The organism is Paracidobacterium acidisoli, assembly GCF_003428625.2.
GTDB classification, from domain to species: Bacteria; Acidobacteriota; Terriglobia; order Terriglobales; family Acidobacteriaceae; genus Paracidobacterium; species Paracidobacterium acidisoli.
On sequence record NZ_QVQT02000003.1, the window covers coordinates 583,165 to 609,110 of the forward strand.

Consider the following 25,946-nt stretch of genomic DNA (forward strand, 5'->3'; position numbering starts at 1 on the left):
TTACGTGGCTTTCATGCCGGCCGCTTTATTCCTGACTGCTGATTCCGCTTCTGCACTCCTCGCAGGTGCAGTGGCGGCGCAGGAAGTCCCAGGAGTAGATGCCGCTGGTGTGGCCGTCGTTCCAGTCGAAGCTGATGGCATAGCGGCCGACTGGCTTTACTGCATCGGGGCGCGGCGGAGCCTGATACATGGGCAGCAGCGTCGGCGGCTGCGGTTTGGGCTCGCCGGGCTGGCGGCCTGATTGTTCGCGCTCCTCGTGGCAGGTGGCGCAGGGGCAGGCGAGGCGCAGCCAGGCGAAGCTCCACGCGCTGCGGTGGCCGTCTTTCCACTCGATCTCCATGCCGGTGCCTTCGGTTTTATGCACCCGCACTTTGGCGGGATCGGTGGCTTCGCGGGGAAGCTCGCGCTGCAGCGCCTGCTCTTTGCGGGCCTGTTCCTCGCTGATGAAGCGTATGCCTTCGTGACTCATCCTTCTTCTATTTTCGCCTGGATTTGAGGCGGGTGGTGATGCGCAGACCGCGGCGGGCACTTCGTATGATGGAAGCGCAAGGCTGGAGAGGCTGCATGGACGCGGGGAAGAGCCGGGGCGAGGCGGTCTATTCCTTTCGCGCTCTGGCACGTACGGATCTGCCGATGATTGCGCGGTGGCTGCGAACGCCGGAGGCCAGAGCATGGTGGGGCGATCCGGAGACGGAATATGGCCTGCTGTCGGAGGATCTGGACGAGCCGGCGATGCGGCAGTGGACGGTGGCCTGCGACGGGCGCGATTTTGCCTATGTGCAGGCGTACGATCCGGAGCGCTGGCCGCAGCCGCACCTGATGCATCTGCCGCCGGGCTCGCTGGTGATCGATACGTTTATCGGCGAGCCGGAGATGCTGGGAGTGGGGCATGGCGGCCGGTATCTGCGGGCCTTTGCGCGCAAGCTGATCGAGGAGGGCGCGTCCGCTGTGGCGATCGATCCGGCGGCAGAGAACCAGCGCGCGAGACGGGCGTATGCGCGGGCCGGCTTTGCCGGAGAGGCGATGGTCGATACCGACAGCGGTCCAGCGGTCGTGATGCAGTTTCAGCGGGAGAGTGTCGGGGCGCCGCGTGCGGCGCGGTCTCTGCGGTCGTAGCGCAGCTTGAGGAAGAGGATGGCGAGCGAAAGCGCAAGGGTGACCGCATTGGCGACGGTGACCGGCCAGGAGTGGATGGCGAGTCCGTAGACCAGCCAGAGAAAGACGCCGAGGGAGAAGACCAGGAACATGGTCAGCGAGATATCGCGGGCGCTTTTGAGGCGCCAGACGCGGACGAGCTGCGGGACGAAGGAGACGGTGGTGCAGAAGGCGGCGAGCGAGCCGGCGGTGTTGATCAGCGCGGAGGCGGTGCTCATCCGACCCTCTGGTGCAGGAAGAAATAGATGGCGATGCAGAGGCCGAGCACGATGATGACGGGGCGGAGCACCCTGTCGCTGATGCGCTGCGAGTTTCTCGCTCCGGTATAGCCGCCGGCGGCGCTGGCGATCATCATGAGCCAGGCGTAGCGCCACTCGACGACGCCGTAGGCCATGAAGGTGATGACGGCGACGCCGTTGGCCACGGTGGTGATAACGACTTTGAGCGAATTGATCTCGGCGATGCGCTCGACGCCGCAGAAGGCAAGCGCGGTCATGGTGAGCAGGCCGGCTCCGGCGCCGAAGTAGCCGATGTAGTAGCAGATGCAGAGCAGGATGAGCAGCAGAGGGACCAGCGCGATGCGGTGCTTTCCTCCTGAGGATTGCGCGAGGCGGCGGCGCACGAGGCGGGAGACCGGTCCGCTGACGGCGAAGCTGGTCGAGCCCATGAGGAACAGATAGGGCACGAGGCGCAGAAACGAGCCCTGGCTGAAGTGAATGAGGGTGAGCGCTCCGGTGACGCCGCCGATGAAGGCGACGATGACTCCGGGGATCACGATGCCGAGGTTTTTCTGCAGCTCCTCACGATAACCGGCGATGGAGGTGAACTGGCCGGGCCAGAGCGCGACGGTTCCGGTGGCGTTGGCCTCGATGGGCAGCAGGCCGGCCTTGATGAGCGAAGGAAAGACGAGGAAGCCGCCGCCGCCGGCGATGGAGTTCACCAGACCTCCGAGGAAGGCTATCGCCGTGAGAAAGAGGTAGTGCGAGATCAGGACGTGCACAATTTTGATTTTATGGGAGGAGGGTTGTAAACGCCTCCCCTGCGTGAGCCGGGGTCGATGGCTACAGGCGGAGCTCGGGCGTGGCGGCGAGCAGGGTTTGTGTATAAATCTGGCGGGGATGATCGCAGATCTGGTCGCGGCTGCCGTATTCGACGAGGCGGCCGCGCTGCATGACGGCGATGTTTGTGGCGAGATAGCGCACGAGCGGCATGGAGTGCGAGATGAAGAGATAGGTCAGGCGGAATTCGCGCTGCAGGTCGCGGAGCAGGTTGACGATCTGCGCGCCGACACTGACGTCGAGGGCGGAGACGGGCTCGTCGAGCACCAGCACCTCGGGCTGCAGAGCGAGGGCGCGGGCGATGTTGATGCGCTGACGCTGGCCGCCGGAGAACTCGTGCGGGAAGCGGCGCAGGGCGGAGTCGTCGAGGCCGACGGAGCGGAGCAGATCGTGGCAGCGGCTGCGCAGATCGGCGCGGCTGAGGCGGTGGTGAGCGCGGCGGTGAATGATGAGCGGCTCGGCAATGATCTGCTCAACGCGCATGCGCGGATTGAGCGCGGCGAAGGGGTCCTGAAAGACGGGCTGCATGCGGCGGCGAACGGGGCGGAGGGTGCGCTGCGAGACGCCGGTGATGGGCTGTCCGTCGAAGACGACGCTGCCGGAGGTGGGTTCGAGCAGGCCGAGCACGATGCGGGCGACGGTGCTTTTGCCGGAGCCGGATTCGCCGACGAGGCCGAGGGTTTCTCCGCGCTCGATGGAAAAGGAGACGCCGTCGACGACGCGCGCGGGTCCATAGCTTTTCGAAAGACCGGAAGCCTCGAGCAGGGGCATAAAAGCAGGGTAGCCGGAAAATGTTCGGGCAGGAAGCGCGAGGCGCAGTATGCGCTCCATGCCTGGTTATCATAAAAAAATGCCTTTTCCGATCAAAGTATGTGTGGCGTGCTCGGAGGAATTCGAGCTGCGGCCGGATAAGCCAGGTTTTGCGAATCGCTGTCCGGAGTGCAGCGTCTCTGACGAGAGCGAGACGGAGACGAAGCTCGGCCGGGGCGCCGATGAGCGCAAAGCGGAGAGCGAAGTGAACGAGGCCCGGCGCCGGGCGATCCGCGATCTGCTTTACCGCAAGGACAGTTAGCGGGCTTCCGCCAGCAGCTCCTGGGGTGATTTGCCCTGCTCCCGCAGGGAACGGATCGAGAGCGCGTCGTGGCGCTTGGCCAGACGCTGACCGCTTTGATCGCGCAGCAGGGGGCAGTGATACCAGAGCGGCGGCTCGAGGCCGAGGGCGCGATACAGCAGAATCTGACGGACGGTGGAGAGGAGCAGGTCGGCTCCGCGCACGACTTCGGTGATCTGCATCGCAGCATCGTCCACGACGACGGCGAGCTGGTAGGCGGGAACGTCATCGCGCCGCCAGACGAGGAAGTCGCCGAAGTCGCGTCCGGCGAGGAAGCGCTGCGGGCCGAAGTGCGCATCTTCAAAGCCGATGCTTTCACCATCCGGAACCTGAAAGCGCCAGTTGACGCCGGCGGGCTCGGGATATTGGGCCGCGTCTGCGACGGTTCCGGCGGCGGGGCGGCAGCTTCCAGGATACATGGGACCTTCGTCGCTCTCGCCTGCGCCTTCGTGCGGGGCCTGGGCGATGCGGCTGAGATCTTTGCGGGAGCAGGTGCAGGGATAGATGACGCCCTGGTCGCGGAGCGCGCGCCAGGCGCGAAGATAGTGGCCGCGGCGCCGGCTCTGGGTGTAGGGCGCGAAGGGTCCGCCGATGTCTGTATGGATGTCAGGGCCTTCCTGCCAGGAGATGCCGAGCCAGCGGAGGTCCTCGTACATGGCGTCAGTGAATTCGGGACGGCAGCGCTGCGGGTCGAGGTCTTCGTTGCGCAGGATGAGTGTGCCCCCGGCGTCGCGGGCGCGGCAGAATGCGGTAAAGAACGTTCGCGCGTGGCCGAGGTGGAGGAGCCCGGTGGGGGTGGGCGCGATGCGTCCGCGATACGAGGGGTTCACGTGGTCAGTGTAATGGGGAGGCACTTCTCATCGAGCTGGCTGGGAGCACTGCATGCGCGGGGCCGCCTGGAACGGGCTCGCTGCGGGTAGAATGACAACGTTTCCATTCCGGTTCGGGGTCAGGTGCGTATGCGGCGTCGTGAATTTGTGAAGTCGGCGATTGTGCTGGGCGGTGCGATGGCGTGGAGTCCGTCGAAGAGGTTTTTACTGGCGCAGGAGGAGGCGGCTGCGGCCCCGGACCCGCAGGTGAAGCGGGTGCTGGTGATGTTCAAGTGCCACTTCGACGCGGGGTTTATCGACACGCAGAAAAATGTGGTGAACCGCTACTTCACGGAGTATTTTCCGCTGGCTGTTCGCGTGGCGAGCGAGCAGCGCGAGAGCGGCGGGCACCGCTATGTGTGGACGACGGGATCGTGGCTGCTCTATGAGTATCTGGAGCAGGCTTCGGCGGCGGAGCGCAGCCGCATGGAGAAGGCGATTGCGGCGGGAGATATTGCCTGGCATGCGCTGCCGTTCAACTGGCAGACGGAGCTGATCGATGCGTCGATGATTGAGGGCAGCGTGGCGCTGTCGCAATCGCTCGACCGGCGCTTTGGGCACACGACGACGGGCGCGAAGATGACCGATGTGCCGGGACATACGAGGGGCATTATTGCGCCGCTGGCCGCGCAGGGAGTGACGTTTCTCGATATCGGCGTGAACGATGCGAGCACGCCGGCGGAGGTGCCTCCGCTGTTTTTGTGGAAGTCGCCGGGCGGGGCGGGGCTGGTGGTGATGTATCACCACGGCTATGGCGGCGTGACGCGGGTGCCGGATTCCGATGTGGCGCTGGCGGTGGTGGTGCGCAACGACAACAGCGGACCGCATACGCCGCAGGAGATTGCGCAGATTTATGGGGATCTCGGCAGGCGCTTTCCGCAGGCGCGGATCGAGGCATGCGGGCTGACGGAGTTTGCGAATGCGGTTGCGCCGCATCGCGCTGCGCTGCCGGTGGTGACGGAGGAGATCGGCGACAGCTGGATTCACGGCATCGCGAGCGATCCGCTGAAGGTGGCGCGGTATCGCGAGGTGGCGCGGCTGCGGCAGAAGTGGATTGCGCAGGGGAACTTCCGGACCGGCGATGCGGTCGATGTTCAACTGCTGCGGCACGTTCTGCTGGAGGCGGAGCACACGTGGGGAACGGATACGAAGACGTGGCTCGACTTCGACCATTACACGCCGCAGGATCTGGCTCCGATGCTGGACACGAAGAATTACAAGGTGGTGGAGTTCAGCTGGGAGGAGAAGCGCAAAGACCTGTTCGACGGCATTGCCGCTTTGCCGGAGCCGCTGCGCGGAGAGGCAGAGGCGGCGGTCAGCGCGCTGGCAGTGAAGGAGCCGCCGATGGCGTCTGCTTCGGCTTCGGCAGAGAAGGAGATCGAGACGGCGCACTTTGTGCTGAAGATCGACGCGAAGACCGGAGCGATTGTCCGTTTGCGGAACAAAAAATCGGGCAAAGAATGGGCTTCACCCGATCATCCATTGGCGCTGTTTTCGTATCAGACGCTTTCGCAGCAGGATTATTCGCGGTTCTTCTCGAATTACGTGATCAGCACGGCGGACTGGGCGAAGAAGGATTTCGGCAAGCCGAATATCGAGCGGTTCGGTGCGGAGAGCCGGGAGTGGACGCCAGCGCTCAGGGCGCTCGAGGTGCAGAGAGGGAAGGACGGCTATCGCGTGACGGCACGGCTGGAGATCGACGATGCCGAGGCGCAGCGATCGGGCCGGTCGGCGTTTCCGAAGAGGATGTATCTGGAGCTGTTGTTGCCGGCCGCGGAGCCGGTGGTGCACCTTGACTTCAGCTGGTTCGAGAAGCCCGCGACGCGCATGCCGGAGGCGCTGTGGCTGACCTTTCATCCGAATGTGGACGATCCGCATGGATGGACGATGGACAAGTCGGGCGAGCAGGTCTCGCCGTTCGATGTGGTGGTGGCGGGGGGACGGCATCTGCATGCGGTGTCGACGGGCTTCCGGCACACGGGCGGAGGGCAATCGCTCGAGGTCGAGACGGTCGATGCTCCGCTGATTGCGGTGGGCGGGAAGTCTCCGCTGAACTTCTCGAAAGCGCAGCCGGATTTGTCGGACGGCGTGCACTCCTGCCTGTTCAACAATGCGTGGGGCACGAACTATCTGATGTGGTACGGGGAAGATATGCGCTTCCGCTATGTGCTGCGCGGCTGATTGACACAGGTAGAAACGCAGGGGCTGAAGCCCGGATATTGCATGCTTATTGGACTGCAGAGGGGATTTACCACAGAGAGCACAGAGGACACGGAGAAAGAACGCGGAACCTGTGGTTCGCGTTTCGGCATGGAGTTCCGGACAGATTCTTAGAACAGATCGGGAATGCTGGTGAAGGCGATGCGGGTGGGCGCGGCGGCGCGGGCCAGCAGCATGCTTCCGGAGAAGAGGGTGTTGGTGCCGTGCTTCAGGTTCAGCGCATCCATGATGGACGTGAGGCGGGTGCGGCGGGCCTCTTCTTCGAGGCTGGAGAAGAGGCTGAGGGTGTGCAGGTGCTCGGGGACGAGGTTGCCGAGCCAGACACCGGCCTGGAAGGGCTTCTGATACTGCGGGCCGGTGGGACGCAGCTCCCAGAGCTTTGTCAGCGCCTCGATGAGGGTCTGATTGTCCTGGCATTCGAGCAGTGGGGTGCTCTGCGACCAGCTCAATTGCGGAATGCCCGAGGTGTGCAGCCGCTTCGCTTCATTTTTCGGGACCACATAGCGGACAAAGAGCGAGAGATGCGTCGTCCAGAGGCGCTCCATGCGCAGGCGCATGGCGGCCTTGTGCAGGAGCTTGTGGAGGATGGCGTAGCAGCCGTCCGGCGTGCGGAACTCAGGCGAGAGGACGTGGCTCTGGCTGACGGACTTCTGGTGCTCGAGCTCGGCGTCGTGAAAGTCTTCGCCGCGCAGCCAGTACCAGAGCTTTTCGCCGCCGATGCCGCCCCAGGTGGTGTTCATCTGCTCGCGGCTGAGGGCGAGGATCTGCGGCATGGTGGTGATGCCGGCGTCGTGCAGGCGCTTTTCCATGCGCGCGCCGATGCCGGGGAGATCGCGCGGGACGAGGCCGCTGAGGGCAGCTTCGAGGATGTCGGGCGTGAGAGCGACGAGGCCGTCGGGTTTCTCCATATCGGAGGCGATTTTGGCGAGGTAGCGGTTGGGGGCGAGGCCGACGGAGCAGCGCAGGGTGGCTCCGGCATATTTGCGGATGGATTGCTTCACCTCGCGGCCTAGCTCGAGGGCGCGCAGGAGCGACTGCTCGCGGCCGATGAGGCTGCAGGCCATCTCATCGATGGACATGACGGCGGAGACGGGGATGCAGCGCTCGACGGCTTCGACGATTTTGTTGTGGTACTCGACGTAGAGCTCGTGGCGGCCTTCGACCAGCTCGATGCCGGGGCAGAGGCGTTTGGCCTCGCCGACCTGGGTGCCGGTGCGGACGCCGAAGGCTTTGGCTTCGTAGCTGGCGGCGATGCAGCAGGTGGTGTCGGCCATGACGGGAACGACGGCGACGGGGCGGTTGCGCAGATGGGGGCGCAGCTCCTGCTCGACGGAGGCGAAGTAGGAGTTGAGGTCGAGGAAGAGCCAGCGGACCAGAGGGCCTTTGGGTGAGGTGTCGCGGCTGGAGGCGGGAGCCACGGCTCTATTTTCCCCTTTTGTTCGCTTTGGGGCAATGCGAAACTGTGCCGGGGCATTTTCCGTCTCTCATGCGGCCACCTGAAATCACCGATAAGAGTGGCGTGGTTCTCCGGGCGGGTTGGCGGGCGGTTCCGGATGAATTTTAGGTGGATTGGATGGGCGGACGGGGATTTTGATTCAAAATCGCCTGGGAATTTGCGATTATTGGAACACGCTCAGGAAATGAAGAAAACCTGAACGCCGGTTCAGGGTTCTAACGGAGTGGAGCGGAATATGTGGTTCCTCAGGATGCACGATGTGTTGTCCCACTTTTCGCACCTGAGTGAGTATTTGCCTGCTGTCCTGATCACCATTGGCGTGGCCATGCTGATCGGATGTGCGGTGGGCTGTATCTGCTCACCCTGCGAAGAGAAAGACGACCTGTTTCATAAGGAAGTCTTCTGACCCTGCCGCCCGGCCCCTGCCGTCCGGCCGTGGGCGCGAGCTGTTGTTCCCCTTTCCTTTGTGAGATGAAGGCCGCCGCGCGTTTTTGCCGCGCCTGTGCGCTGCGGTGTGCTCCTCTATAATCCCTTCGATGAGCGAGCCGAATGGCGGAATGAGTGAACTGGAGCGGCGCAATCGTCTGGCCGAAGAGGGCGGAGGCGAAGAGCGCCGCGAGCGGCAGCATCGCGAGGGAAAGCTGTCGGCGCGCGAGCGGATTCTGCTGCTGCTCGATGAAGACTCCTTTGAAGAGACAGACCGCCTGGTGACGCATCGCTGCTCCGATTTCGGGATGGAGCGGATGCGGGTGCCGGGCGACGGCTTTGTGACCGGCTATGGGCGGATCGACGGACGGACGGTGTTCGTCTTTGCGCAGGACTTTACAGTCTTTGGCGGATCGCTGTCGGAGGCGAATGCGGCCAAGATCGTGAAGCTGATGGATACGGCGATGCGGGTGGGCGCGCCGGTGATCGGGCTGAACGATTCGGGCGGGGCGCGGATTCAGGAGGGCGTGGTTTCGCTGGCCGGGTATGCGGACATCTTTCTGCGCAATACGCTGGCCAGCGGCGTGGTGCCGCAGATCTCGGCGATTCTGGGGCCGTGCGCGGGCGGAGCGGTGTACTCGCCGGCGATCACCGATTTCACACTGATGGTGGACAAGACCTCATACATGTTCGTGACCGGGCCGGATGTGATCAAAACCGTCACGCACGAAGAGGTGACGAAGGAGCAGCTGGGCGGGGCGACGACGCACAACGAAATCTCCGGCGTGGCACATTTTATGGCGCACGACGATGCGGAGTGCCTGGCGATGATTCGCGAGCTGCTCAGCTTTCTGCCGTCGAATAACATCGACGATCCGCCGCGGAAGGCGTGCACGGACCCGGCAGGCCGCGCCGATCGCGAGCTGGATACGCTGGTGCCGCCTGAGTCGAATCAGCCGTACGACATCAAGCTGGTGATCGAGCGCATCGTGGACGATGGGTACTTCTTCGAGGTCCACGAGCACTTTGCGCGGAATATCGTGATCGGCTTTTCGCGCATGAACGGGCGGCCGGTGGGGATTGTGGCGAATCAGCCGGCGTATCTGGCGGGGGTGCTGGATATCGACGCGAGCGTGAAGGGCGCGCGCTTTGTGCGCTTCTGCGATGCGTTCAACATTCCACTGATTACGCTGGAGGATGTTCCGGGGTTTCTGCCGGGCACGCAGCAGGAGTATGGCGGGATCATTCGCCACGGGGCCAAGCTGCTCTATGCCTTTGCCGAGGCGACGGTGCCGAAGCTGACGGTGATTACACGCAAGGCGTATGGCGGAGCGTACTGCGTGATGAGCTCGAAGCACATCCGCACCGACCTGAACCTGGCATGGCCGACGGCGGAGATTGCGGTGATGGGTCCGGAGGGCGCGGTGAATATCGTATACGGGCGGGAGTTATCGCAGGTCGTGCCGCAGGCGGAGGAGCGCGAAGGGCCGCTGTCTGAAGAGCGCCGGGCCGGGGTGCTGGCAGAAGCGCGGGCGGGCAAGGTGCACGAGTTTCGCGAGCAGTTTGCGAATCCCTGGATTGCGGCGGAGCGCGGGTATGTGGATGCGGTGATTCCTCCGCATGAGACACGGCGGCGGCTGATCTCGGCGCTGGAGATGCTGGACGGGAAGCGGGACAAGAACCCGCCAAAGAAGCACGGGAATATTCCTTTATAGGACTGGCCGTCCAGGCACCCGCGCCTTCGGCGCAAAAGTCTGTATTTCCGGAGATGATCTTCTTGCCGGGTGTAAAGTAGTGAATATCACTACTTTTGTGGAGGGTTGCGATGAAAGAGGAGCTGGTATCCGCGGCGGATGCGAACCGGAGCTTTTCCCGCCTTTTGCAGGAGGTGCGGCAGGGGCATAGCTATGTCGTCACCAGCCACGGCAAACCGATTGCCAGAATTTCGCCGGTGGAGGAAGAGCGGGGAAGAGAGAAAGCCCGTGAATTGCTTCTTGCCAGGCTTCGCAGTGAGCCCTCTGTGGAAGTTGGCAAGTGGACGCGCGATGAGCTGTATGAGGATGACAAGTGAAAGCGGCGCTGGATACAAATATTCTGGCCTATGCTGAAGGCGTCAACGGTGTTTCGGATGCGGCTAAAAGATCAGCCGCAAGGGATCTGATTGATCGTCTTCCATCTTCCTTTTTTGTGTTGCCCGTGCAGGTGCTGGGTGAGCTCTTTCAGATTCTGATACGCAAGGGCGGCCACTCTCCAGCCGATGCACGAGGAAAGATTCTTGACTGGAGTGAGGCTTTTTCTGTCGCGGAGACCTCCGCAACGGTGCTGCCGGCGGCCGCCGATCTGGTGGTCGATCACCGGTTCAGTTTGTGGGATGCGGTGATTCTTTCCGTCGCTGCGGAGGCGGGCTGTTCCCTGTTGCTTTCCGAAGATATGCAGGATGGGTTCGTGTGGCGCGGAGTCACCATTGTTAATCCTTTTTCTTCTTCGGGGCACTCCCGCCTGAAGAGACTGTTCGATCTGCAGGATCGCTGATCCGGCGATTCATGTTCAGAAATAAAAGGAAGAGATGAGCGAGCCGGTGCAGAGGGCGGAGGCGAATCACTATACCTGGGGCGAGGTATGTGACGGCTGGCGGCTGGCGCATACGCAGGGGCTGAGCGTGATCGAGGAGCGGATGCCGCCGGGATCGTCCGAGCAGCGGCATTTTCACACGCATGCGCGGCAGTTCTTCTATGTGCTCGAGGGCGAGCTGGCGTTGGAGCTCGAAGGGCGCGTTCATGTGCTCGGGGCCGGGCAGGGCATCGAAATTGCACCGGGCGAGAGGCATCAGGCGCAGAATCCCGCGGCTTCCGGCGCGGAGGTCCGGTTTCTGGTAATCTCATCGCCGATGAGTCAGGGAGACCGTACTCCTGCGTGAAAAAAGCCTGACCGCGTTTCCTTTCCCGAGCGATTTGCACAACAGTTTTCGCATCCGTTTTTGCATCTATCCGGAAACAGTCTCTAACCCGATCGAGGTGACGTTATGCACTCTCCGCTCCCGAAGCGCATTACTTTGGCCCGCAGCGAACGGAAGGCTCCCCGGCATGCCAGCAGGGGTGGCCGCACGGACGGACAGAAGATCATCAGCGTGTCGGTGATCGTGAAACGGAAGAATCCGCTGGACCTGAAGGCTCTGGGCGGACGGCATGTGAGCCATGAAGAGTTTGCGGAGAAGTATGCCGCCGATCCGGCGAGCTTCGATGCGCTGCGCCGGTTTGCGCACCAGCATGGACTGACGGTGGACGAGTCGGCGTCGAGCCTGGCGCGGCGGACGATCGTGCTGCGCGGGCCGGCACGGGCGATGGAACAGGCCTTCGGCGTGGAGCTGCACGATTACGAGGACGAGCGGACAGGACGGAGCTTCCACGGCTTTGAAGGGACGGTGACGCTGCCGGAGACGCATGCAGGACTGGTGGAAGCGGTGCTGGGTCTGGATGCGCGTCCGGTTGCGAGGCCCCACTTTCGCAAACGAGACGGAGTGAGACCGCGCGATGCGGCAAAGGGGCAGGCGCAAAGCTTCAATCCGCAGCAGGTGGCGGCGCTGTATGGATTTCCGGCGAGCGGAAACGGCGCGGGACAGGCGGTGGGGATTATCGAGCTGGGCGGCGGGTACAGCACGAGCGATCTGGAGAGCTACTTCAGCGGCATAGGCATTACGCCGCCGCATGTGGTGGCGGTCTCGGTGGACGGAGGGACGAATTCGCCGGGCGATCCGAATGGAGCCGACGGCGAGGTGGCGCTGGATATCGAAGTGGTGGGAGCGATTGCGCCGGGTGCGACCATCGCGGTGTACTTTACGACGAATACCGACCAGGGATTTATGGACGCCATCACGACGGCGGTGCATGACACGACGAACAATCCGAAGGCGATCTCGATCAGCTGGGGTGGTCCTGAGGATGGATGGGCGCAGTCGGCGGCCGAGGCGCTGGACGGCGCCTGCCAGTCGGCGGCGGCGCTGGGGGTGACGATCACGGTGGCCTCGGGCGACAGCGGATCGAGCGACGGAGAGAGCGACGGCGCGAACCATGTCGATTTTCCGGCGTCGAGCCCCCATGTGCTGGGCTGCGGCGGAACGGAGCTGATTGCAAGCGGCAGCAGCATTCAGTCGGAGGTGGTGTGGGATGACCAGTCGAGCGGCGGCGGGGCATCGGGCGGCGGTGTGAGCAATTACTTCGCGCTGCCATCGTGGCAGGCCAGCGCCGGTGTGCCGGCTCCGGCGCAGAGCGGAGGCGGACGCGGCGTGCCGGATGTGGCCGGAGACGCTTCTCCGGAGACGGGATACAACGTCTACTTCGACGGGCAGTCGGAGGTGGTGGGCGGAACAAGCGCGGTGGCGCCACTATGGGCGGCGCTGATCACGCTGATCAATCAGCAGAGGGTGCAGAAGGGCGAGGCGACTGCGGGATTCGTGAATCCGGCGCTTTATGCGGCGACGAGCGCCTTCCGGGATATCACGCAGGGAAATAACGGCTCGTTCTCGGCGGGGCCGGGATGGGATGCCTGCACGGGGCTGGGATCGCCGAACGGGCAGGCGGTGGCGCAGGCGCTGAGCTAAGGCGATTTTTCCTTCGGGTTTCTGTTTTCTCTTTGTTGCCCTAATTCTCTCCGGGCAGTCAGTCTGTGCGCTGGCTGTCCGGATTTGCGTTTGGGCAGTACTCTCCGGGTGCAAAGAGGTTGCCACGGGAGGCTTTTCGGGCGCAGACTGTTTGGTTTTTAAAAGCGGGCTATTGCGGAGGCGCAGGCAACGTCAGAACAGCCTGATCTTCTGACCGTCCTTCGGCCCCTCCGGGATTGCTGCGATAACGACACGGGACAAGGGTAAGCCTTCACCGATGCCGATCCTGAGGAGGTGGATATGCGCAGAGTTGAAGAAGTTCTGTTGATTCCGGCGGTAGCGATGCTGGCGATGCTTTCCGGATGCGGCGGCCAGCGCCACGCGCGCTCAGAGGTTTACTACCTCATCTCAAACCATATGAGCCTGCCCTACTGGCAGTCGGCGGTGGAGGGGTTTAACAAGGCGGCCGCGCAGTATGGAGTGACGGCGCAGGTGAAGGGGCCGGACAACTTCGATTCGCAGGCGGAGCTGGACGCGCTGAAGGCGGCCATTCAGGCCAAACCGGCGGGCATTCTGATTTCGGTGACGGATGCGGTGGCGCAGGGCGCGCAGATCGACGCGGCGCTCGATGCGGGCATTCCGGTGATCACGATGGATTCGGACGCGCCGTCGAGCCACCGGCTGTACTTTATCGGCACGAATAACCTGGAGGCAGGGCGGCTGGGCGGACAGCGCGTGGCGCAGAAGCTGAACGGCAAGGGGAATGTCGTGTTCTTTACGATCGCAGGGCAGCCAAACCTGGAAGAGCGGCTGAAAGGTTACAGGGACGCCTTTGCGACGCATCCGGATATCAAAATTGTAGATGTCTTCGATACGCAGGGCGATTCCACCAAGGCCTTCGATCAGGCGCAGCAGGATATGGCGAAGACGGGAGCGCAGAAGGTGGATGCCTTCGTGTGTCTTGAAGCGGCGGGCGGCAAGGATGTGGGGGAAGTGCTGCATCGCTCTAATGCGACGGACCGCGAGCTGGTGGCGATGGACGTGGACCCGGATACGCTGAGCCTGGTGAAGTCGGGCGTGATCGATGCGACGATCGCGCAGAAGCCGTGGACGATGGGCTATATCGGGCTGAAGGCGCTGGATGAGATTCACCATGATCCGCCGCCGATGCTGAATCATGGATGGAGCCTCGATACGTTTTCGCGGTATCCGGTTTTTGTGGATACGGGCACGGCGCTGGTGGATAAGACCAACGTGGATCTCTATACGAGCCGCGCGGCGGCAGCAAAATAGGATCGGGCTCGCTGCACGATCTCAGTTATCGGCGCCGATGCGGAGGGGAGATGCGGCGATGGCCGGAGATTGCCTGTCCACTTGCCGGTGAGACGGGTACTCCGTTTTAATCCCAGACATGAGTCAGGCTGCCATTGAGGCGCAGATGGAGAATCTGCGCGAAAAAATCCGCCATCACGAATATCTGTATTACGTGATGGATGAGCCGTCGATCTCCGATGGGGAGTTCGACGATCTGATGCGGGCGCTGAAAAAGCTGGAGGACGAGCATCCGAAGCTGGTGACGCAGGATTCGCCGACGCAGCGCGTGGGCGGCAAGCCGAAGGAAGGCTTCGCGAAGGTGGCGCATTCGCGGCCCATGCTGTCGCTGGACAACATCACCAACGAAGAAGAGCTGCGCGACTGGGACCGGCGCGTGCATGCGCTGGCGGGGGAAGGCGCGGAGGTGGAGTACGTCTGCGAGTATAAGATGGACGGGCTTTCGATGGCGCTGCATTACGGTCCGGGCGCGGGCGAGTCGTCGCACCTGATGCGCGGGCTGACGCGCGGCGACGGCACGACGGGCGAGGATGTGACGGGCAATGTGCGGACGATCCGCTCGGTGCCGCTTTCGATCTCGAAGGAGCGGCTGCACACGGCGAAGCTGCCGCCCACATTTGAGGTGCGCGGCGAAGTGGTGATGCCGCTGAAGACGTTCATGAAGATGAATGAGGAGCGCGAGGCGCAGGGGCTGGCTCCGGCGGCCAACCCGCGCAACTTTGCGGCGGGAACCATTCGCACGCTGGAACCGAATATCGTGGCGTCGCGGCGGCTGGATTTCTATGCGTACTTTCTGCTGAACGAGGAGGGCGGCGATCTGCTGCAGGAGCAGGGCGAGGCTCTGGATGCGCTGACGGCGGCGGGATTTCGCGTGAATCCGCACCGCGAGGCGATTAAAACAGTCGAGAAGCTGCTGGCGTTTATCGATAAGGCAGAGAAGCAGCGCGGCGATCTGGGCTATGAGATCGACGGGGTGGTGATCAAGGTCAACTCGGCGGAGATGCAGCGGCGGCTGGGGTACACGGGGCGCGCTCCGCGATGGGCGGTGGCGTACAAGTTTACGGCGCGGGCGGGCACGACCAGGGTGGAGGACATTCGCGTGCAGGTGGGGCGCACGGGCAGGCTGACGCCGGTGGCGGTGCTGACGCCGGTGGTGATCGGCGGCACGACGGTGAGCCGGGCCACGCTGCATAACGCGGACGAGATCGAGAGGCTGGGGCTGCTGATCGGCGATTACGTGAAGGTGGAGCGCGGCGGCGATGTGATTCCGAAGGTGGTCGAGGTAGTCGAGGATAAAGAGCACCCGAGGGGCGATCGGAAATTTGAGTTTCCGGAGACGTGTCCGGAGTGCGGCAGCGAGATTGTGCGGACGGAGGGCGAAGCGGATTACCGCTGCGTGAATATCGATTGTCCGGCGCGGCTGCGCGAGAGCCTGCTGCACTTTGCCTCGCGCGGAGTGATGAATATCGACGGGCTGGGCGAGGCGGTGGTGACACAGCTGCTGGAGCGGGGGATGGTGAAGAGCATCGCCGATCTGTATGCGCTGACCGATAGTCGGCTCGCAGAATTACAGCACGAAGTGAAGACCCGCGATAAGAAGACCGGCGAAAAGAAGACACGTATGCAGGCGCTGGTCGGCCCCAAGGAGCGGAAAGACTTGTGGATCGAGATTGAAAAATCGAAGAAGGCTCCGCTGAACCGGGTGCTGTATGGGCTGGGGATTCGGTTTGTGGGCGAGCGGACGGCACAAGCGCTCGCAGAAGAGTTCGGCTCTATGGATGCCCTCATGGCGGCCTCGCAGGAAGAACTGGAACGCATCAACGATGTTGGCCCTCGCGTGTCGGAGGCGATTCGCGAGTTTTTTGCGATTGAGAAGAATCGCGAGCTGATCGAGAGGCTGCGCGAAGCAGGGCTGACCTTTACGGCGGAGAAGAGGAAGAAGACCTCGCAGCTTGAAGGGATGACGTTCGTGCTGACGGGGACGCTGCCGAATCTTTCGCGGGAAGAGGCGAAGGCGAAGATCGAGGCGGCGGGTGGGAAGGTCTCCGGCTCAGTGAGCAAAAAGACCAGTTATGTGGTTGCGGGAGAAGAGGCGGGATCGAAGCTGGACAAGGCGAAGGAGCTGAACGTGAAGGTGATCGACGAGGCGGAGCTGCTGACGATGCTGGAGACGCAACTGTAATTACCTTAATTAAAAAGCATATGAATTCGCTCTATTCAGGCATTAGATGGACGATTACTAATATCTGGGGTTGCTTTGAAGCATGATGATGGATTTTGTAGTTCTTGATTTGGAAACAGCCAATGCTGACCTGTCGAGTATTTGCCAAGTTGGTATAGCATCATTTTCCCAAGGTCAGCATTATTCATCATGGGAATCACTCGTTAATCCGGAAGACTATTTTGATCCGGTTAACGTCTCGATTCATGGAATTGATGAAGAGAAAGTTTGCTCTTCACCCACTTTGGGTGAAATTTACCCGCAAATCATGTCACTTCTATGTGGCAATATCGTCGTGAGTCATACACCATTTGACCGTATAGCATTGCGCCGAGCGTGCGGGAAGCAAGAACTTAGTCCAATTGAGTGTAAGTGGTTAGATTCGGCACGTGTGGTTCGGCGCACGTGGGATTGTTTCACCCATTCAGGATATGGCCTCAGAAATGTTGCGGCGTATTTAGATATCGAGTACGCAGCGCATAATGCCCTCGAAGATGCGCGCTGCGCCGGTGAAATCCTTTTACGTGCGATCAGTAAATCCGGGATCAGTGCTGATCAGTGGTTGATTCGATCTGCTCAGCCGGTTCGCTTACCTGGTTCGTTATCTCAATACGAGCCTCGACCGGACGGGCTTTTATTTGGAGAGGTCTTGGTTCTTACTGGTACCCTGTCGATGATGACACGACATGAAGCTGCTTCCATTGCCGCACGCGCCGGTTGCGTAGTAGCTGAAGGAGTCACAAAACATACGACCCTTCTGGTGGTGGGAGACCAAGATGTTCGCAGGCTAGCAGGGCACGAAAAAAGTGCCAAACATCGTAAGGTGGAAGAACTCATTCTTCGAGGCCAGCCTATTCGGATTCTCACTGAAAATGATTTTCGAGCAGCGATCGTGGATGAAGCTACTGAGGTATCTGCCGCTCGAGGTGCGAAAGTCTAGAGGAAATCTTTGTAAATACAGCAATTTTCCACCGACATCTGCGATCCGTTACTGCGATTTGGCGGTGAAGTATCCCTTGGTGGCCCGGACGAGATATTTCCGGTCGAGACAGAAGAGATAAATACTTCGGAAGGAGCCGTCGGCTTTGAAGTCGGCCGGTTTGTAGACGAGCGCGTACTGGCTGCGAAGCTCGTCCTGAATCTGCTGGAAGCTGACCGGCATGTCTTCGATGCTCTTCGGGAAGAAGGCGCGGCCGCCGGTGGCCTCGGCCATTTTGGTCAGGATGTCGTCGCCGCGATCGCGGCTGGGGCTGACGTTGGTGCTGATGGCATAGATGATGGTCTCGGCGCGCTGGCACTCTTTGACAGCATCGTCGAGATAGGCGTGGCTCTGATTGTCGTCGCCGTCGGAGACGATGACCATGACTTTGCGCACCGGCTCCTGACCGCGGGCGGCGTCGAGGAGCTTGTCGCGGCAGCCGCTGTAGATGGCGTCATAGAGCGCGGTGCCGCCGCCGGGAGTGAGCGCATTGATGCCGGTGGTCAGCGAATCGAGATTACTGGTCCATCCCTGGCGGTAGTCGGGCGTCACGTCGAAGCCTTCGACGAAGGCTTTGTCGGTGGCGGGGTGCATGACTCCGAGGAGAAAGGCGATGGCGGCCTGCTGCTCGAACTGGAAGCGCTGGCGGATGGAGGTGCTGGTGTCGATGAGGATGCCGATGCGCAGGGGCAGGTTCGTCTCCTGCGTGAAGCTGTAGACCTGAGCCGGGGCGCGCTGGTTATCGAGCAGCGCGAAGTCGCTCTCCTTCAGATCTTTGATGAAGCGGCCGTGGCGGTCGGTGACGGTGAAGACGAGGTCGACTTCGTTGACGTTCGCTTTGATCGTCAGCTGGCTGTCGTCGGCCGGCGCCTGCTGCGCATTCTCTGCGGGCAGCTGGCCGGGCACCGGGGCGGACGGGGTCTGCGAGGCCGGTGTCTGAGGAGCCGGGGCCTGTGCGGCGGCAGGCTGCTGCTGTGCCGCGGAGCTGTTCTGCGCTGCGAGGGCCGGAGAACTCAGGGAGCAGAAGAGCGCAGTCGCGAGAAAGGCGGCTGCTGAAGACATCAGAGAAGAGGCGGTTTTCATCGGAACGGATTCATTGTACATCCCAGGCCGTGCCGGATGGGCGCCGGAAGGCGGTTGCACGGCGAGCCTTGTCCCTGCACAATCAACGGCATGAGCGAAAGTCAGAAGACGGCAGTTTCCACGTCGAAGGCTCCTGCGGCGATCGGTCCATACTCGCAGGCGGTGCGTATCGGCAATCTTCTCTATACTTCGGGCCAGGTGGCGCTGGACCCGGCGAGCGGCCAGATGGTTACAGGCGGGATTACCGAGCAGACGGTGCAGGTGCTCGAAAACCTGAAGGCCATTCTGGAGGCGGCGGGATCGAATCTGGGCCGGGTGGTGAAGACGCTGGTGTTTCTGAAGAATATCGGCGATTTTGCGGCGATGAATGCGGTGTACGGGCAGTATCTGGCACCGGAGGGCGCGGTTGCGCCGGCGCGGTCGACGGTCGAGGTGGCCCGGCTGCCCAAGGATGCGCTGGTGGAGATCGAGGTCATTGCGGAGCTGTAACCGGGATGGTTCTGAAGCATCGAAAGTAACAGGAGAGATGCGATGGCGGAGAATACGGTGGAGAAGATCCGGAAGAGCGACGAGGAGTGGCGGAAGCAGCTGACGCCGGAGCAGTACTACATCACGCGGCAGAAGGGGACGGAGCCGGCGTTTTCGGGCGCGCTGTACCGGAATCACGATGACGGCGCATACCATTGCGTGTCCTGCGGCGCAGAGTTGTTCAGGTCGGACACGAAGTTCGAATCGGGAAGCGGATGGCCGAGCTTCTGGAATCCGGCGGAGTCGTCGGCGGTGGAGACGCACGAGGACAACAGCTACGGGATGCGGCGGGTGGAGGTGACCTGCGCGCGTTGCGGCGCTCACCTCGGGCACGTCTTCCCGGACGGTCCGAAGCCGACGGGGCTGCGCTATTGCATCAACTCCGCGGCGCTGGACTTCGAGAAGGCGAAATAACATGCCGGGCCGCGCCGCATGATCGATCGCCGGAGGGTCCTTACGCTCTCGCTGATGGCGATGGCCGGGTGCGGCGCTGTGTTTGCCGCGGCAAGGCTTTTTCAGCCGGCGCAGGGGCAGCGGCGAGGGCCGCCGTGGGCTGCGCCGGTGACTTCCTCAGAGAGTTTTCGCGTCGGCGGCGCGACGATTCAGGTGGATTTCGGCGACGGAACGGTCGATCTTCCCCGGCCGCAGGTAATGCGGTGGGTGGAGAACGCGGCCAGCTCCGTCGCGACCTATTACGGGCGCTTTCCGGTGGCGCGCGACCGCATTCTGATTCAGCCGAGAGAGGACGAACGCGGGGTTCAGGGCACGACGTGGGGCGGCGTGGGAGGGTTTCCGGCCTTTTCGCGGATGCGGCTGGGCGAGCAGACGACGGCGGACGATCTGAATGACGACTGGACGATGACGCACGAGCTGGTGCATACCGCGTTTCCGAGCCAGGAGGACGATCAGCACTGGATCGAAGAGGGGCTGGCCGTCTATGTGGAACCGATTGCCCGGGTGCAGAACGGGCTGCTGCCGGCGGAGAAAATCTGGTCGGACATGGTGCGGGATATGCCGAAGGGCAATCCGGGGAGCTCCGATGGCGGGCTGGACGAGACGCACAGCTGGGGCCGGACGTACTGGGGCGGCGCGCAGTTCTGCCTGCTGGCCGATGTGACGATCCGCGAACAGACGCATAATCGAAAGGGCTTGCAGGACGCGCTGCGGGCGATTGTCGCTGCGGGCGGGACGATCGATCAGGAGTGGCCGATCGGGAAGGCGTTTGCGGCAGGCGATGCCGGGACGGGAACGCATGTGCTGGAAGATATGTACGACCGGATGAGCCGGAAGCCGGTCACGGTGGACCTGGACGGGATATGGAAGAAGCTGGGGGTAGTGCGGTCGGGGAACGGCGTACGCTTCGACGATCACGCGCCGGAGGCGGCGATTCGCATCGCGATCACAAAGACACCGAAAAGCGGCCGGATTCTGCCCGTTACGGGCGAAACCCATGCCGCCGGAGAGTGAAGGGATTTCGGGAGTCCGGTCACCGGACCGGCCGGAAATCAGGCCTTGGTGACTTTGCCGCTCTTGATGCAGGAGGTGCAGACACGCAGCTTCTTTGTCGCGGAGGGGCCGACCTTTGCCTTGATGGGGCGGAGGTTAACGTTCCAGCGGCGCCGCGTAACGTTGTGCGCGTGCGAGATATTGTTACCGAACTGCGGGCCTTTGCCGCAGATTTCGCAGACCTGAGCCATGACTCACTCCGAATGATTGGTTTCAGACCGGACCCGTCAGGTTCCGCTAAGGCGGGGCGGGCGAGCAGACAGACGAGTGTCCGCTCTGGTGCCGAAGCTATAGTGTAGCCTGGATCGGGCTGTAACACCAGAGCCGAGGCCGGGGGGTCAGACGCCTGCGGCGGCGTGATCCGTCCTGACCGCCGCAGGGCCCTCGATGGCGGCTGCGACGCGGGCAAGGCGCTCGTACGATTCGAGGCGGTCGGCGTGCTCGTACGTGTCGGTGACGGCGATGATCTCGCTGGCTCCGGTGCGCTCGATCAGCGCTTCGAGCTTCGCCTTCACGGTTGCCTCTGATCCCACAATGGCTGCTCCGAGGCGGTTTTCTACGGCGGCGCGCTCTATGTCGTTCCAGAGAGGCTCCATAGAGTCGACGGGCGGCAGGAGCTCGACGGGCTGGTTGCGGATGAGGCGCAGGAAGCGCTGCATGGGAGTGGTGAGCAGGCGGCGGGCGGCGGCATCGGTCTCGGCCACGATGACCTGCACGCCGACCATGAGCCAGGGCTTTTGCAGGGTCGCGACGGGCTGGAAGCGGGTGGTGTAGAGCCGGGCGGCCTCAAAGAGATAATCGGGCGCGAAGTGAGCGGCAAAGGCGAAGGGCAGACCGAGCATGGAGGCAAGGCCGGCACTGTAACCGCTGGAGCCGAGCAGGGTAATGGGCACGTTGCTGTTTTGTCCCGGATGGGCTTTGACGGCCTGGCCGGGCTTTTCGGGGCCGAGATAGGTGCGCAGCTCTTCGAGCAGCTCGGGGAAGTCGTCGCCGCTCTGCTTCAGGTCACGGCGCAGGGCGCGCATGGTGTGGAAGTCGCCGCCGGGGGCGCGTCCAAGGCCGAGGTCGATGCGGCCGGGATAGATGGCCTCGAGGGTGCCGAACTGTTCGGCCACCACGAGCGGCGCGTGATTGGGCAGCATGACGCCGCCGCTGCCGACGCGGATGGTCTTCGTTGCCGCGGCGACATGGCCGATGAGGATGGATGTGGCGGAGCAGGCGAGTCCGGCGATGGAGTGGTGCTCGGCCAGCCAGAAGCGCGTGTAGCCGAGCCGCTCGACGTGCTGTGCCAGATCGACGGAGCGGGCGATGGCGCTGCCGGCGGATTCGCCGGTACGCAGGCCGACGAGATCGAGGACGGAGACGGGCAGAGTACTGCTCATAGGACTTAGATGAGCGAAGGGCGAAAGAGAATCAGGCAGAGCTGTGCTTCGCGAGGCGGGAATGACGGCGGCCGGTCTGGGGGAGTCAGAGCGAGCTGCGGGCGGCGCGGCGCACGGCGTCGGTGGCGATGCCGTAGACGGCGTGGGTGACCCACTCGCTGATGCGCTCCTGCGTGGGCTGCTGGCCTTTGGGGGCGGCGAGGCCGAGCTTCGGCAGCAGGGATTCGTGCGTGATGCGGTTGAGGGCGATGCCGAAGGCTGCGCCCTTCCAGGCGCCGAGGGTGGGCTCGTACTCGATCAGTATGCCGTAGACGGCTCCGGCGAGGGCGCCGAAGGCCCAGTGGACGCCCTGCATGGCGGCCTGGCGCTCGGCTCCGCTGAGCGGATGGCCGGCGAGCTGCTCGGCAAAGAGGACGGGCGGCGGGGTCTGTCCCTGGACGCGGGGCGGAAAGATCTGCTCGGCGATGACTTTGGCGCCGGCTCCGGCGAGTCCGCCGAGAAGACCGGCGAGCGCGCCTTTGAGGATGGATCGGTCTCGGGGAGTGCCGTTCGTGGTCATGCAGGGTTGGATGCAGGATAACGGATCGGCGGGGCAGTCTGAAGGGATAACCAGAGCGTGTTGCGGGCATGATCTTTGATTGACATGGACAGGGTGGCTCTCTAGCCTTGAAGCATGGATGTGCATCTGACTCCCGAGCAGGAGGCATTTGTCCGCGAGGCCATTGCCAGTGGGCGGGTGCGCGGCGCGGAAGAGGCTGTGGAGCAGGCGCTTTCCCTGTGGGAGAGACGCGAGCGGCGGCGCACGGAGATTCTGGAAGCACTGGACACGGCAGAGCAGGACCTTGAAGCGGGACGATTTACGGATTATTCCGATGAATCTCTGCACACGCTTGCGGGGGAACTGAAGAGCGAAGCACGCGCGCTGCAGGGCAGACACTGACTTCCCGATGATCTTTCGCTTAAGCAGACAGGCACGACAGGACCTGCTCCAGATTCGGAACTATATTGCGGAAGACAGCGAAGCCGCGGCTGATCGCTTCATCGACTTCTTAATCGGACGCTTTCAGATGCTGGGCGCATCTCCCGGTGCGGGCCGGCGGCGCGATGAACTGCGGCCGGGATACCGCAGCTTTCCGGCCGGGCAATACGTGATTTTTTATCGCGTGGAGGAATACGGTGTGGCGATTATGCATGTGCTGCACGGGAAGCGCGATATCGATGGACTGATGCAGGGGGATCTCTGAGGCGGTTCCGGTCTGGGCGGAATCAGGCTCTGCAAGTGGCTGGTTTGCCGGCACCGTCTTTGCCTGAGTCTGCCGATGAAGTTATGCCGCTGCCGCCGGCGGGGTAACTGCTAAAATTAAAAATAAATAATGAAATGTCCTTATTGCGGGTTCTTACAGGACCGGGTGGTCGATTCGCGGGAGAGCAAGGAAGCCGATTCCATACGCCGGCGCCGCGAGTGCGAGGGATGTAACCGCCGCTTTACCACCTACGAGCGTATCGATGAAATCCCGTACATGGTCGTGAAGAAAGACGGCCGCAGAGAGAAGTTCGACCGGCAGAAGGTGCTGAGCGGGCTGCTGCATGCCTGCGAGAAGCGTCCGGTCTCGGCGGGGAAGCTGGAATCTCTGGTGGACGAGACCGAAACCTTTCTGATGGATTCGCCGGAGCGGGAGCGGTCGACGACGGAGATCGGCGAGCTGATCATGAACCGTCTGAAGATGCTGGACACGGTCGCCTACATCCGCTTTGCCAGCGTGTACCGGGACTTCAAGGATGTCCGCGAGTTCAAGGAAGAGCTGGAAGAGCTGCTGACGGCGAAGGAGAAAAAAAGAAGCTGAGGAGCGGTCAGCCAGGAAGCGGGCAGGGGAAGTCCGGTCAGCTAAAAGGCGATCAGCAGGGGTTACGGAGAGATTTTGGGCCGGGAGGGGAGAGAAATGCAGGTCCCTCCACTGCGTGAACGCCTGTGGCGTTCGCTTCGGCCGGGATGACAAATGGTTAAGAGCGTACATTCCCATACTTCGCGCAAAGGCGCGCGGAGCATGGGCACCCAGGGAGTTATGGCGCGGAAAGAAAGCCGCTGGCTGTTTTTGGCTGACCGATTCTTAGCTGACCGGACTTTCTCTGACCGGTTTTCCGCTATCCGCCTTTTAGCTGCTTCAAGGAGATTATGAGCAAAACACATACAGTCACTCTCATTCCCGGAGACGGGATCGGCCCTGAGGTAACGGATGCGGTGATTCGCATTCTCGATGCGACCGGCGTGAAGTTCCAGTGGGAGAGGTTTATTGCGGGTGCGGAAGCCTTCGAGAAGTATCAGGAATATATCCCGAAGGAGCTGTATGCCTCGATCGAGCGCAACAGGGTGGCGCTGAAGGGGCCGGTGACCACGCCGGTGGGCGGTGGGTTTGCGTCGATCAACGTGACGCTGCGGAAGAAGTTCGAGCTGTTTGCGAACTTCCGTCCGATTAAGAATCTGCCCGGCCTGAAGACGCACTGGCCGGGTGTGGACCTGATTATCGTGCGCGAGAACACGGAAGGCGAGTACGTGGGCCTGGAGCACGAGGTGGTGCCGGGGGTGGTGGAATCGCTGAAGGTGATTACCCGGAAGGGCTCGACACGGATTGCGAAGTTCGCCTTCGAGTATGCGCGGAAGCATGGGCGCAGGAAGATCCATGCGATTCACAAGGCCAACATCATGAAGATGTCGGACGGGCTGTTTCTGAAGTGCTCGCGGGAGATTTCGGCCGATTATCCGGAGATCACCTATGGGGAGCACATCATCGACAACACCTGCATGCAGCTGGTGATGAACCCCTACCAGTACGACACGCTGCTGCTCGAAAACCTGTACGGCGATATCGTGAGCGATCTCTGCGCGGGCCTGGTGGGCGGACTGGGGCTGGTTCCGGGAGCGAACCTGGGCACGGAGGCGGCGATCTTCGAGGCGGTGCACGGGTCGGCTCCGGATATCGCGGGGAAAGACATTGCGAATCCCACGGCGCTGCTGCAGTCGGCCATTCTGATGCTGCGGCATATTGACGAATCCAGCGCCGCCGATAAAGTCGAGGGGGCCCTCGAGCGCGTCTACGCCGAGAAGCAGTCGCTGACGCGGGATGTGGGCGGATCGGCGGGAACGAAGGCATTTGCAGACGCTGTCGTGAAGGCGGTGGAAACGGCAGGACAGTAACAACCGGGCCAAATCTCTTTCCGGTCTCCCCGGATAAAGAAAGCAGTCAGAAAGCGATGATGATCCGTATCGGGAAGAGCATGGCGCTGGCCGCCTGCATGCTGCTGGCCTGCGCCGGCTGCAGAAAGCAGTCCGGCGACGGCACTGCGGTGAACTTCACGGCAATCGACTGGAACACCGCGGGAACGATCAGCGGGACGATCCATTACAGCGGAACGCCGCCGAAGCGTGTGGAGATCGATATGGCGCAGGACCCGGCCTGCGTCTTCGGAGACAAGAACTTCACCGAGCAGTACGTGGTGAACCACGGCGCGATGCAGAACGTTTTTGTGTATGTCAAAGACGGTCTGGGAAACCGGGTCTATCCGGTTCCGTCCGATCCGGTGGTGATGGATCAGAAGAGCTGCCGGTATATTCCGCACGTGATGGGCGTGATGATCGGCCAGCCGGTGCAGTTCACCAACAACGACTCGACGATGCACAACATCCACATGATGCCGCAGGCGGACGGGAATCAGACGGTGGATATCTCGCAGCCGCCGAATGCGGGCTCCGACCAGAGGGTCTTTCACTCTCCGGAGGCGATGATCCCGGTGCGCTGCAACAATCATCCCTGGATGCAGGCGTTTCTCAACGTGGTGAATAACCCGTTCTACGCGGTCTCAGACGCAGAGGGTCACTTCACGATTAAGGGATTGCCGCCGGGCACCTATACGATCGTTGCCGACCAGGAGAAGCTGGGCGAGAAGACGGCGACGGTGACGGTGGCGGCGAAGCAGACGGCGGCGCAGGACTTTACCTACGAGGGCGTGGCGCCGTAGCGCCGGCCA

30 protein-coding genes are annotated in these 25,946 nt (G+C 62.4%); 20 read left to right on the forward strand and 10 right to left on the reverse strand.

All coding sequences use genetic code 11. The features are described from left to right. Window positions 1–25 precede the first annotated feature (25 nt). On the reverse strand, window positions 26–469 hold the full coding sequence (locus tag D0Y96_RS10100) for a gamma-butyrobetaine hydroxylase family protein (protein ID WP_117299284.1): 444 nt from the start codon (window positions 467–469) through the stop codon (window positions 26–28). Between the two features lie 65 nt (window positions 470–534). Between D0Y96_RS10100 and D0Y96_RS10105 the strand changes: the two genes are divergently transcribed. Next, window positions 535–1,116 (forward strand): GNAT family N-acetyltransferase, encoded by a 582-nt coding sequence (locus D0Y96_RS10105; protein ID WP_199480228.1) that lies wholly within the window; start codon window positions 535–537, stop codon window positions 1,114–1,116. Here the strand turns inward: D0Y96_RS10105 and D0Y96_RS10110 are convergent. From D0Y96_RS10110 to D0Y96_RS10120, 3 genes are all read right to left on the reverse strand, one after another. Then, entirely contained in the window at window positions 1,065–1,373 is a 309-nt protein-coding gene (locus D0Y96_RS10110; RefSeq protein WP_117299288.1) for a SemiSWEET transporter, read from the reverse strand. The two genes, D0Y96_RS10105 and D0Y96_RS10110, sit on opposite strands and share 52 nt — an antisense overlap. Continuing rightward, window positions 1,370–2,155 carry a sulfite exporter TauE/SafE family protein gene (locus D0Y96_RS10115; protein ID WP_117299290.1) on the reverse strand — a complete coding sequence of 262 codons (786 nt, stop codon included), beginning with the start codon at window positions 2,153–2,155 and terminating at the stop codon, window positions 1,370–1,372. Before D0Y96_RS10115 ends, D0Y96_RS10110 begins: the two co-directional genes overlap by 4 nt. Window positions 2,156–2,216: 61 nt before the next feature. After that, window positions 2,217–2,984 carry an ATP-binding cassette domain-containing protein gene (locus tag D0Y96_RS10120; RefSeq protein WP_117299800.1) on the reverse strand — a complete coding sequence of 256 codons (768 nt, stop codon included), beginning with the start codon at window positions 2,982–2,984 and terminating at the stop codon, window positions 2,217–2,219. A 103-nt stretch (window positions 2,985–3,087) separates the two neighbouring features. Between D0Y96_RS10120 and D0Y96_RS10125 the strand changes: the two genes are divergently transcribed. Further along, the gene (locus D0Y96_RS10125; RefSeq protein ID WP_350449030.1) at window positions 3,088–3,285 is read left to right on the forward strand and encodes a hypothetical protein; all 198 of its coding nucleotides are present in this window, start codon (window positions 3,088–3,090) and stop codon (window positions 3,283–3,285) included. On the opposite strand, the gene gluQRS is transcribed toward D0Y96_RS10125, so the two are convergent. Beyond that, entirely contained in the window at window positions 3,282–4,178 is an 897-nt protein-coding gene (gene gluQRS / locus D0Y96_RS10130) for a tRNA glutamyl-Q(34) synthetase GluQRS (RefSeq protein WP_350449031.1), read from the reverse strand. The genes D0Y96_RS10125 and gluQRS overlap by 4 nt on opposite strands. Window positions 4,179–4,283: 105 nt before the next feature. On the opposite strand from gluQRS, the gene D0Y96_RS10135 reads away from it, so the two are divergent. Beyond that, window positions 4,284–6,374: a DUF5054 domain-containing protein gene (locus tag D0Y96_RS10135; protein ID WP_117299294.1), complete on the forward strand. Its 2,091-nt coding sequence runs from the start codon at window positions 4,284–4,286 to the stop codon at window positions 6,372–6,374. A 149-nt stretch (window positions 6,375–6,523) separates the two neighbouring features. Here D0Y96_RS10135 and D0Y96_RS10140 read toward each other — a convergent pair whose 3' ends face one another. Further along, complete coding sequence (locus tag D0Y96_RS10140; RefSeq protein WP_117299296.1) at window positions 6,524–7,831, reverse strand: DNA polymerase Y family protein; 1,308 nt, start codon at window positions 7,829–7,831, stop codon at window positions 6,524–6,526. Window positions 7,832–8,104: 273 nt separating this feature from the next. Between D0Y96_RS10140 and D0Y96_RS10145 the strand changes: the two genes are divergently transcribed. From D0Y96_RS10145 to D0Y96_RS10185, 9 genes are all read left to right on the forward strand, one after another. Beyond that, window positions 8,105–8,275 (forward strand): hypothetical protein, encoded by a 171-nt coding sequence (locus D0Y96_RS10145; protein WP_215601617.1) that lies wholly within the window; start codon window positions 8,105–8,107, stop codon window positions 8,273–8,275. A gap of 151 nt (window positions 8,276–8,426) precedes the next feature. Next, a complete protein-coding gene (locus D0Y96_RS10150) occupies window positions 8,427–10,010 on the forward strand; it encodes an acyl-CoA carboxylase subunit beta (RefSeq protein WP_252263639.1) in 1,584 nt (527 codons plus the stop codon). Window positions 10,011–10,120: 110 nt separating this feature from the next. Beyond that, window positions 10,121–10,366 carry a type II toxin-antitoxin system Phd/YefM family antitoxin gene (locus D0Y96_RS10155; protein WP_117299302.1) on the forward strand — a complete coding sequence of 82 codons (246 nt, stop codon included), beginning with the start codon at window positions 10,121–10,123 and terminating at the stop codon, window positions 10,364–10,366. Further along, on the forward strand, window positions 10,363–10,827 hold the full coding sequence (locus tag D0Y96_RS10160; RefSeq protein ID WP_117299304.1) for a PIN domain-containing protein: 465 nt from the start codon (window positions 10,363–10,365) through the stop codon (window positions 10,825–10,827). The genes D0Y96_RS10155 and D0Y96_RS10160 overlap by 4 nt, the downstream gene beginning before the upstream one ends. Window positions 10,828–10,861: 34 nt before the next feature. Beyond that, window positions 10,862–11,212, forward strand: a complete 351-nt coding sequence (locus D0Y96_RS10165; protein ID WP_117299306.1) for a cupin domain-containing protein — start codon at window positions 10,862–10,864, stop codon at window positions 11,210–11,212. A 105-nt stretch (window positions 11,213–11,317) separates the two neighbouring features. Continuing rightward, window positions 11,318–12,892 carry a S53 family peptidase gene (locus D0Y96_RS10170; RefSeq protein WP_117299308.1) on the forward strand — a complete coding sequence of 525 codons (1,575 nt, stop codon included), beginning with the start codon at window positions 11,318–11,320 and terminating at the stop codon, window positions 12,890–12,892. A 300-nt stretch (window positions 12,893–13,192) separates the two neighbouring features. Then, window positions 13,193–14,185, forward strand: a complete 993-nt coding sequence (locus D0Y96_RS10175) for a substrate-binding domain-containing protein (protein WP_117299310.1) — start codon at window positions 13,193–13,195, stop codon at window positions 14,183–14,185. A 118-nt stretch (window positions 14,186–14,303) separates the two neighbouring features. Further along, window positions 14,304–16,406, forward strand: a complete 2,103-nt coding sequence (gene ligA, locus D0Y96_RS10180; RefSeq protein WP_117299312.1) for an NAD-dependent DNA ligase LigA — start codon at window positions 14,304–14,306, stop codon at window positions 16,404–16,406. Window positions 16,407–16,488: 82 nt separating this feature from the next. After that, window positions 16,489–17,385, forward strand: a complete 897-nt coding sequence (locus D0Y96_RS10185) for an exonuclease domain-containing protein (RefSeq protein ID WP_199480229.1) — start codon at window positions 16,489–16,491, stop codon at window positions 17,383–17,385. A gap of 48 nt (window positions 17,386–17,433) precedes the next feature. Here D0Y96_RS10185 and D0Y96_RS10190 read toward each other — a convergent pair whose 3' ends face one another. After that, a complete protein-coding gene (locus tag D0Y96_RS10190; protein ID WP_117299809.1) occupies window positions 17,434–18,486 on the reverse strand; it encodes a VWA domain-containing protein in 1,053 nt (350 codons plus the stop codon). 111 nt (window positions 18,487–18,597) lie between these two features. On the opposite strand from D0Y96_RS10190, the gene D0Y96_RS10195 reads away from it, so the two are divergent. From D0Y96_RS10195 to D0Y96_RS10205, 3 genes are read left to right on the forward strand one after another with little or no spacing between them, the layout of a single operon-like run. Beyond that, a complete protein-coding gene (locus D0Y96_RS10195; RefSeq protein WP_117299315.1) occupies window positions 18,598–18,996 on the forward strand; it encodes a RidA family protein in 399 nt (132 codons plus the stop codon). A 42-nt stretch (window positions 18,997–19,038) separates the two neighbouring features. Then, window positions 19,039–19,449: a peptide-methionine (R)-S-oxide reductase MsrB gene (msrB, locus tag D0Y96_RS10200; protein WP_117299317.1), complete on the forward strand. Its 411-nt coding sequence runs from the start codon at window positions 19,039–19,041 to the stop codon at window positions 19,447–19,449. A gap of 18 nt (window positions 19,450–19,467) precedes the next feature. After that, window positions 19,468–20,502, forward strand: a complete 1,035-nt coding sequence (locus D0Y96_RS10205; RefSeq protein WP_117299319.1) for a hypothetical protein — start codon at window positions 19,468–19,470, stop codon at window positions 20,500–20,502. A 38-nt stretch (window positions 20,503–20,540) separates the two neighbouring features. Here the strand turns inward: D0Y96_RS10205 and rpmB are convergent, their stop codons facing one another. The 3 genes from rpmB to D0Y96_RS10220 form a co-directional block, all read right to left on the reverse strand. After that, complete coding sequence (rpmB, locus tag D0Y96_RS10210) at window positions 20,541–20,732, reverse strand: 50S ribosomal protein L28 (protein WP_117299321.1); 192 nt, start codon at window positions 20,730–20,732, stop codon at window positions 20,541–20,543. Between the two features lie 147 nt (window positions 20,733–20,879). After that, complete coding sequence (locus tag D0Y96_RS10215) at window positions 20,880–21,923, reverse strand: LLM class flavin-dependent oxidoreductase (RefSeq protein ID WP_117299323.1); 1,044 nt, start codon at window positions 21,921–21,923, stop codon at window positions 20,880–20,882. Between the two features lie 85 nt (window positions 21,924–22,008). Further along, window positions 22,009–22,482, reverse strand: a complete 474-nt coding sequence (locus D0Y96_RS10220) for a DUF1440 domain-containing protein (RefSeq protein WP_117299325.1) — start codon at window positions 22,480–22,482, stop codon at window positions 22,009–22,011. 120 nt (window positions 22,483–22,602) lie between these two features. Here D0Y96_RS10220 and D0Y96_RS10225 point away from each other — a divergent pair, with 120 nt between their 5' ends. The 5 genes from D0Y96_RS10225 (at window position 22,603) to D0Y96_RS10245 (ending at window position 25,937) form a co-directional block, all read left to right on the forward strand. After that, entirely contained in the window at window positions 22,603–22,863 is a 261-nt protein-coding gene (locus D0Y96_RS10225; protein WP_158562335.1) for a type II toxin-antitoxin system ParD family antitoxin, read from the forward strand. A gap of 7 nt (window positions 22,864–22,870) precedes the next feature. Beyond that, complete coding sequence (locus tag D0Y96_RS10230; protein WP_117299330.1) at window positions 22,871–23,167, forward strand: type II toxin-antitoxin system RelE/ParE family toxin; 297 nt, start codon at window positions 22,871–22,873, stop codon at window positions 23,165–23,167. Between the two features lie 129 nt (window positions 23,168–23,296). Then, entirely contained in the window at window positions 23,297–23,767 is a 471-nt protein-coding gene (gene nrdR, locus D0Y96_RS10235; RefSeq protein ID WP_117299332.1) for a transcriptional regulator NrdR, read from the forward strand. Between the two features lie 329 nt (window positions 23,768–24,096). Next, entirely contained in the window at window positions 24,097–25,116 is a 1,020-nt protein-coding gene (locus tag D0Y96_RS10240; protein WP_117299335.1) for an isocitrate dehydrogenase (NAD(+)), read from the forward strand. A 56-nt stretch (window positions 25,117–25,172) separates the two neighbouring features. Continuing rightward, a complete protein-coding gene (locus tag D0Y96_RS10245; protein WP_252263640.1) occupies window positions 25,173–25,937 on the forward strand; it encodes a carboxypeptidase regulatory-like domain-containing protein in 765 nt (254 codons plus the stop codon). Window positions 25,938–25,946: the final 9 nt, after the last annotated feature.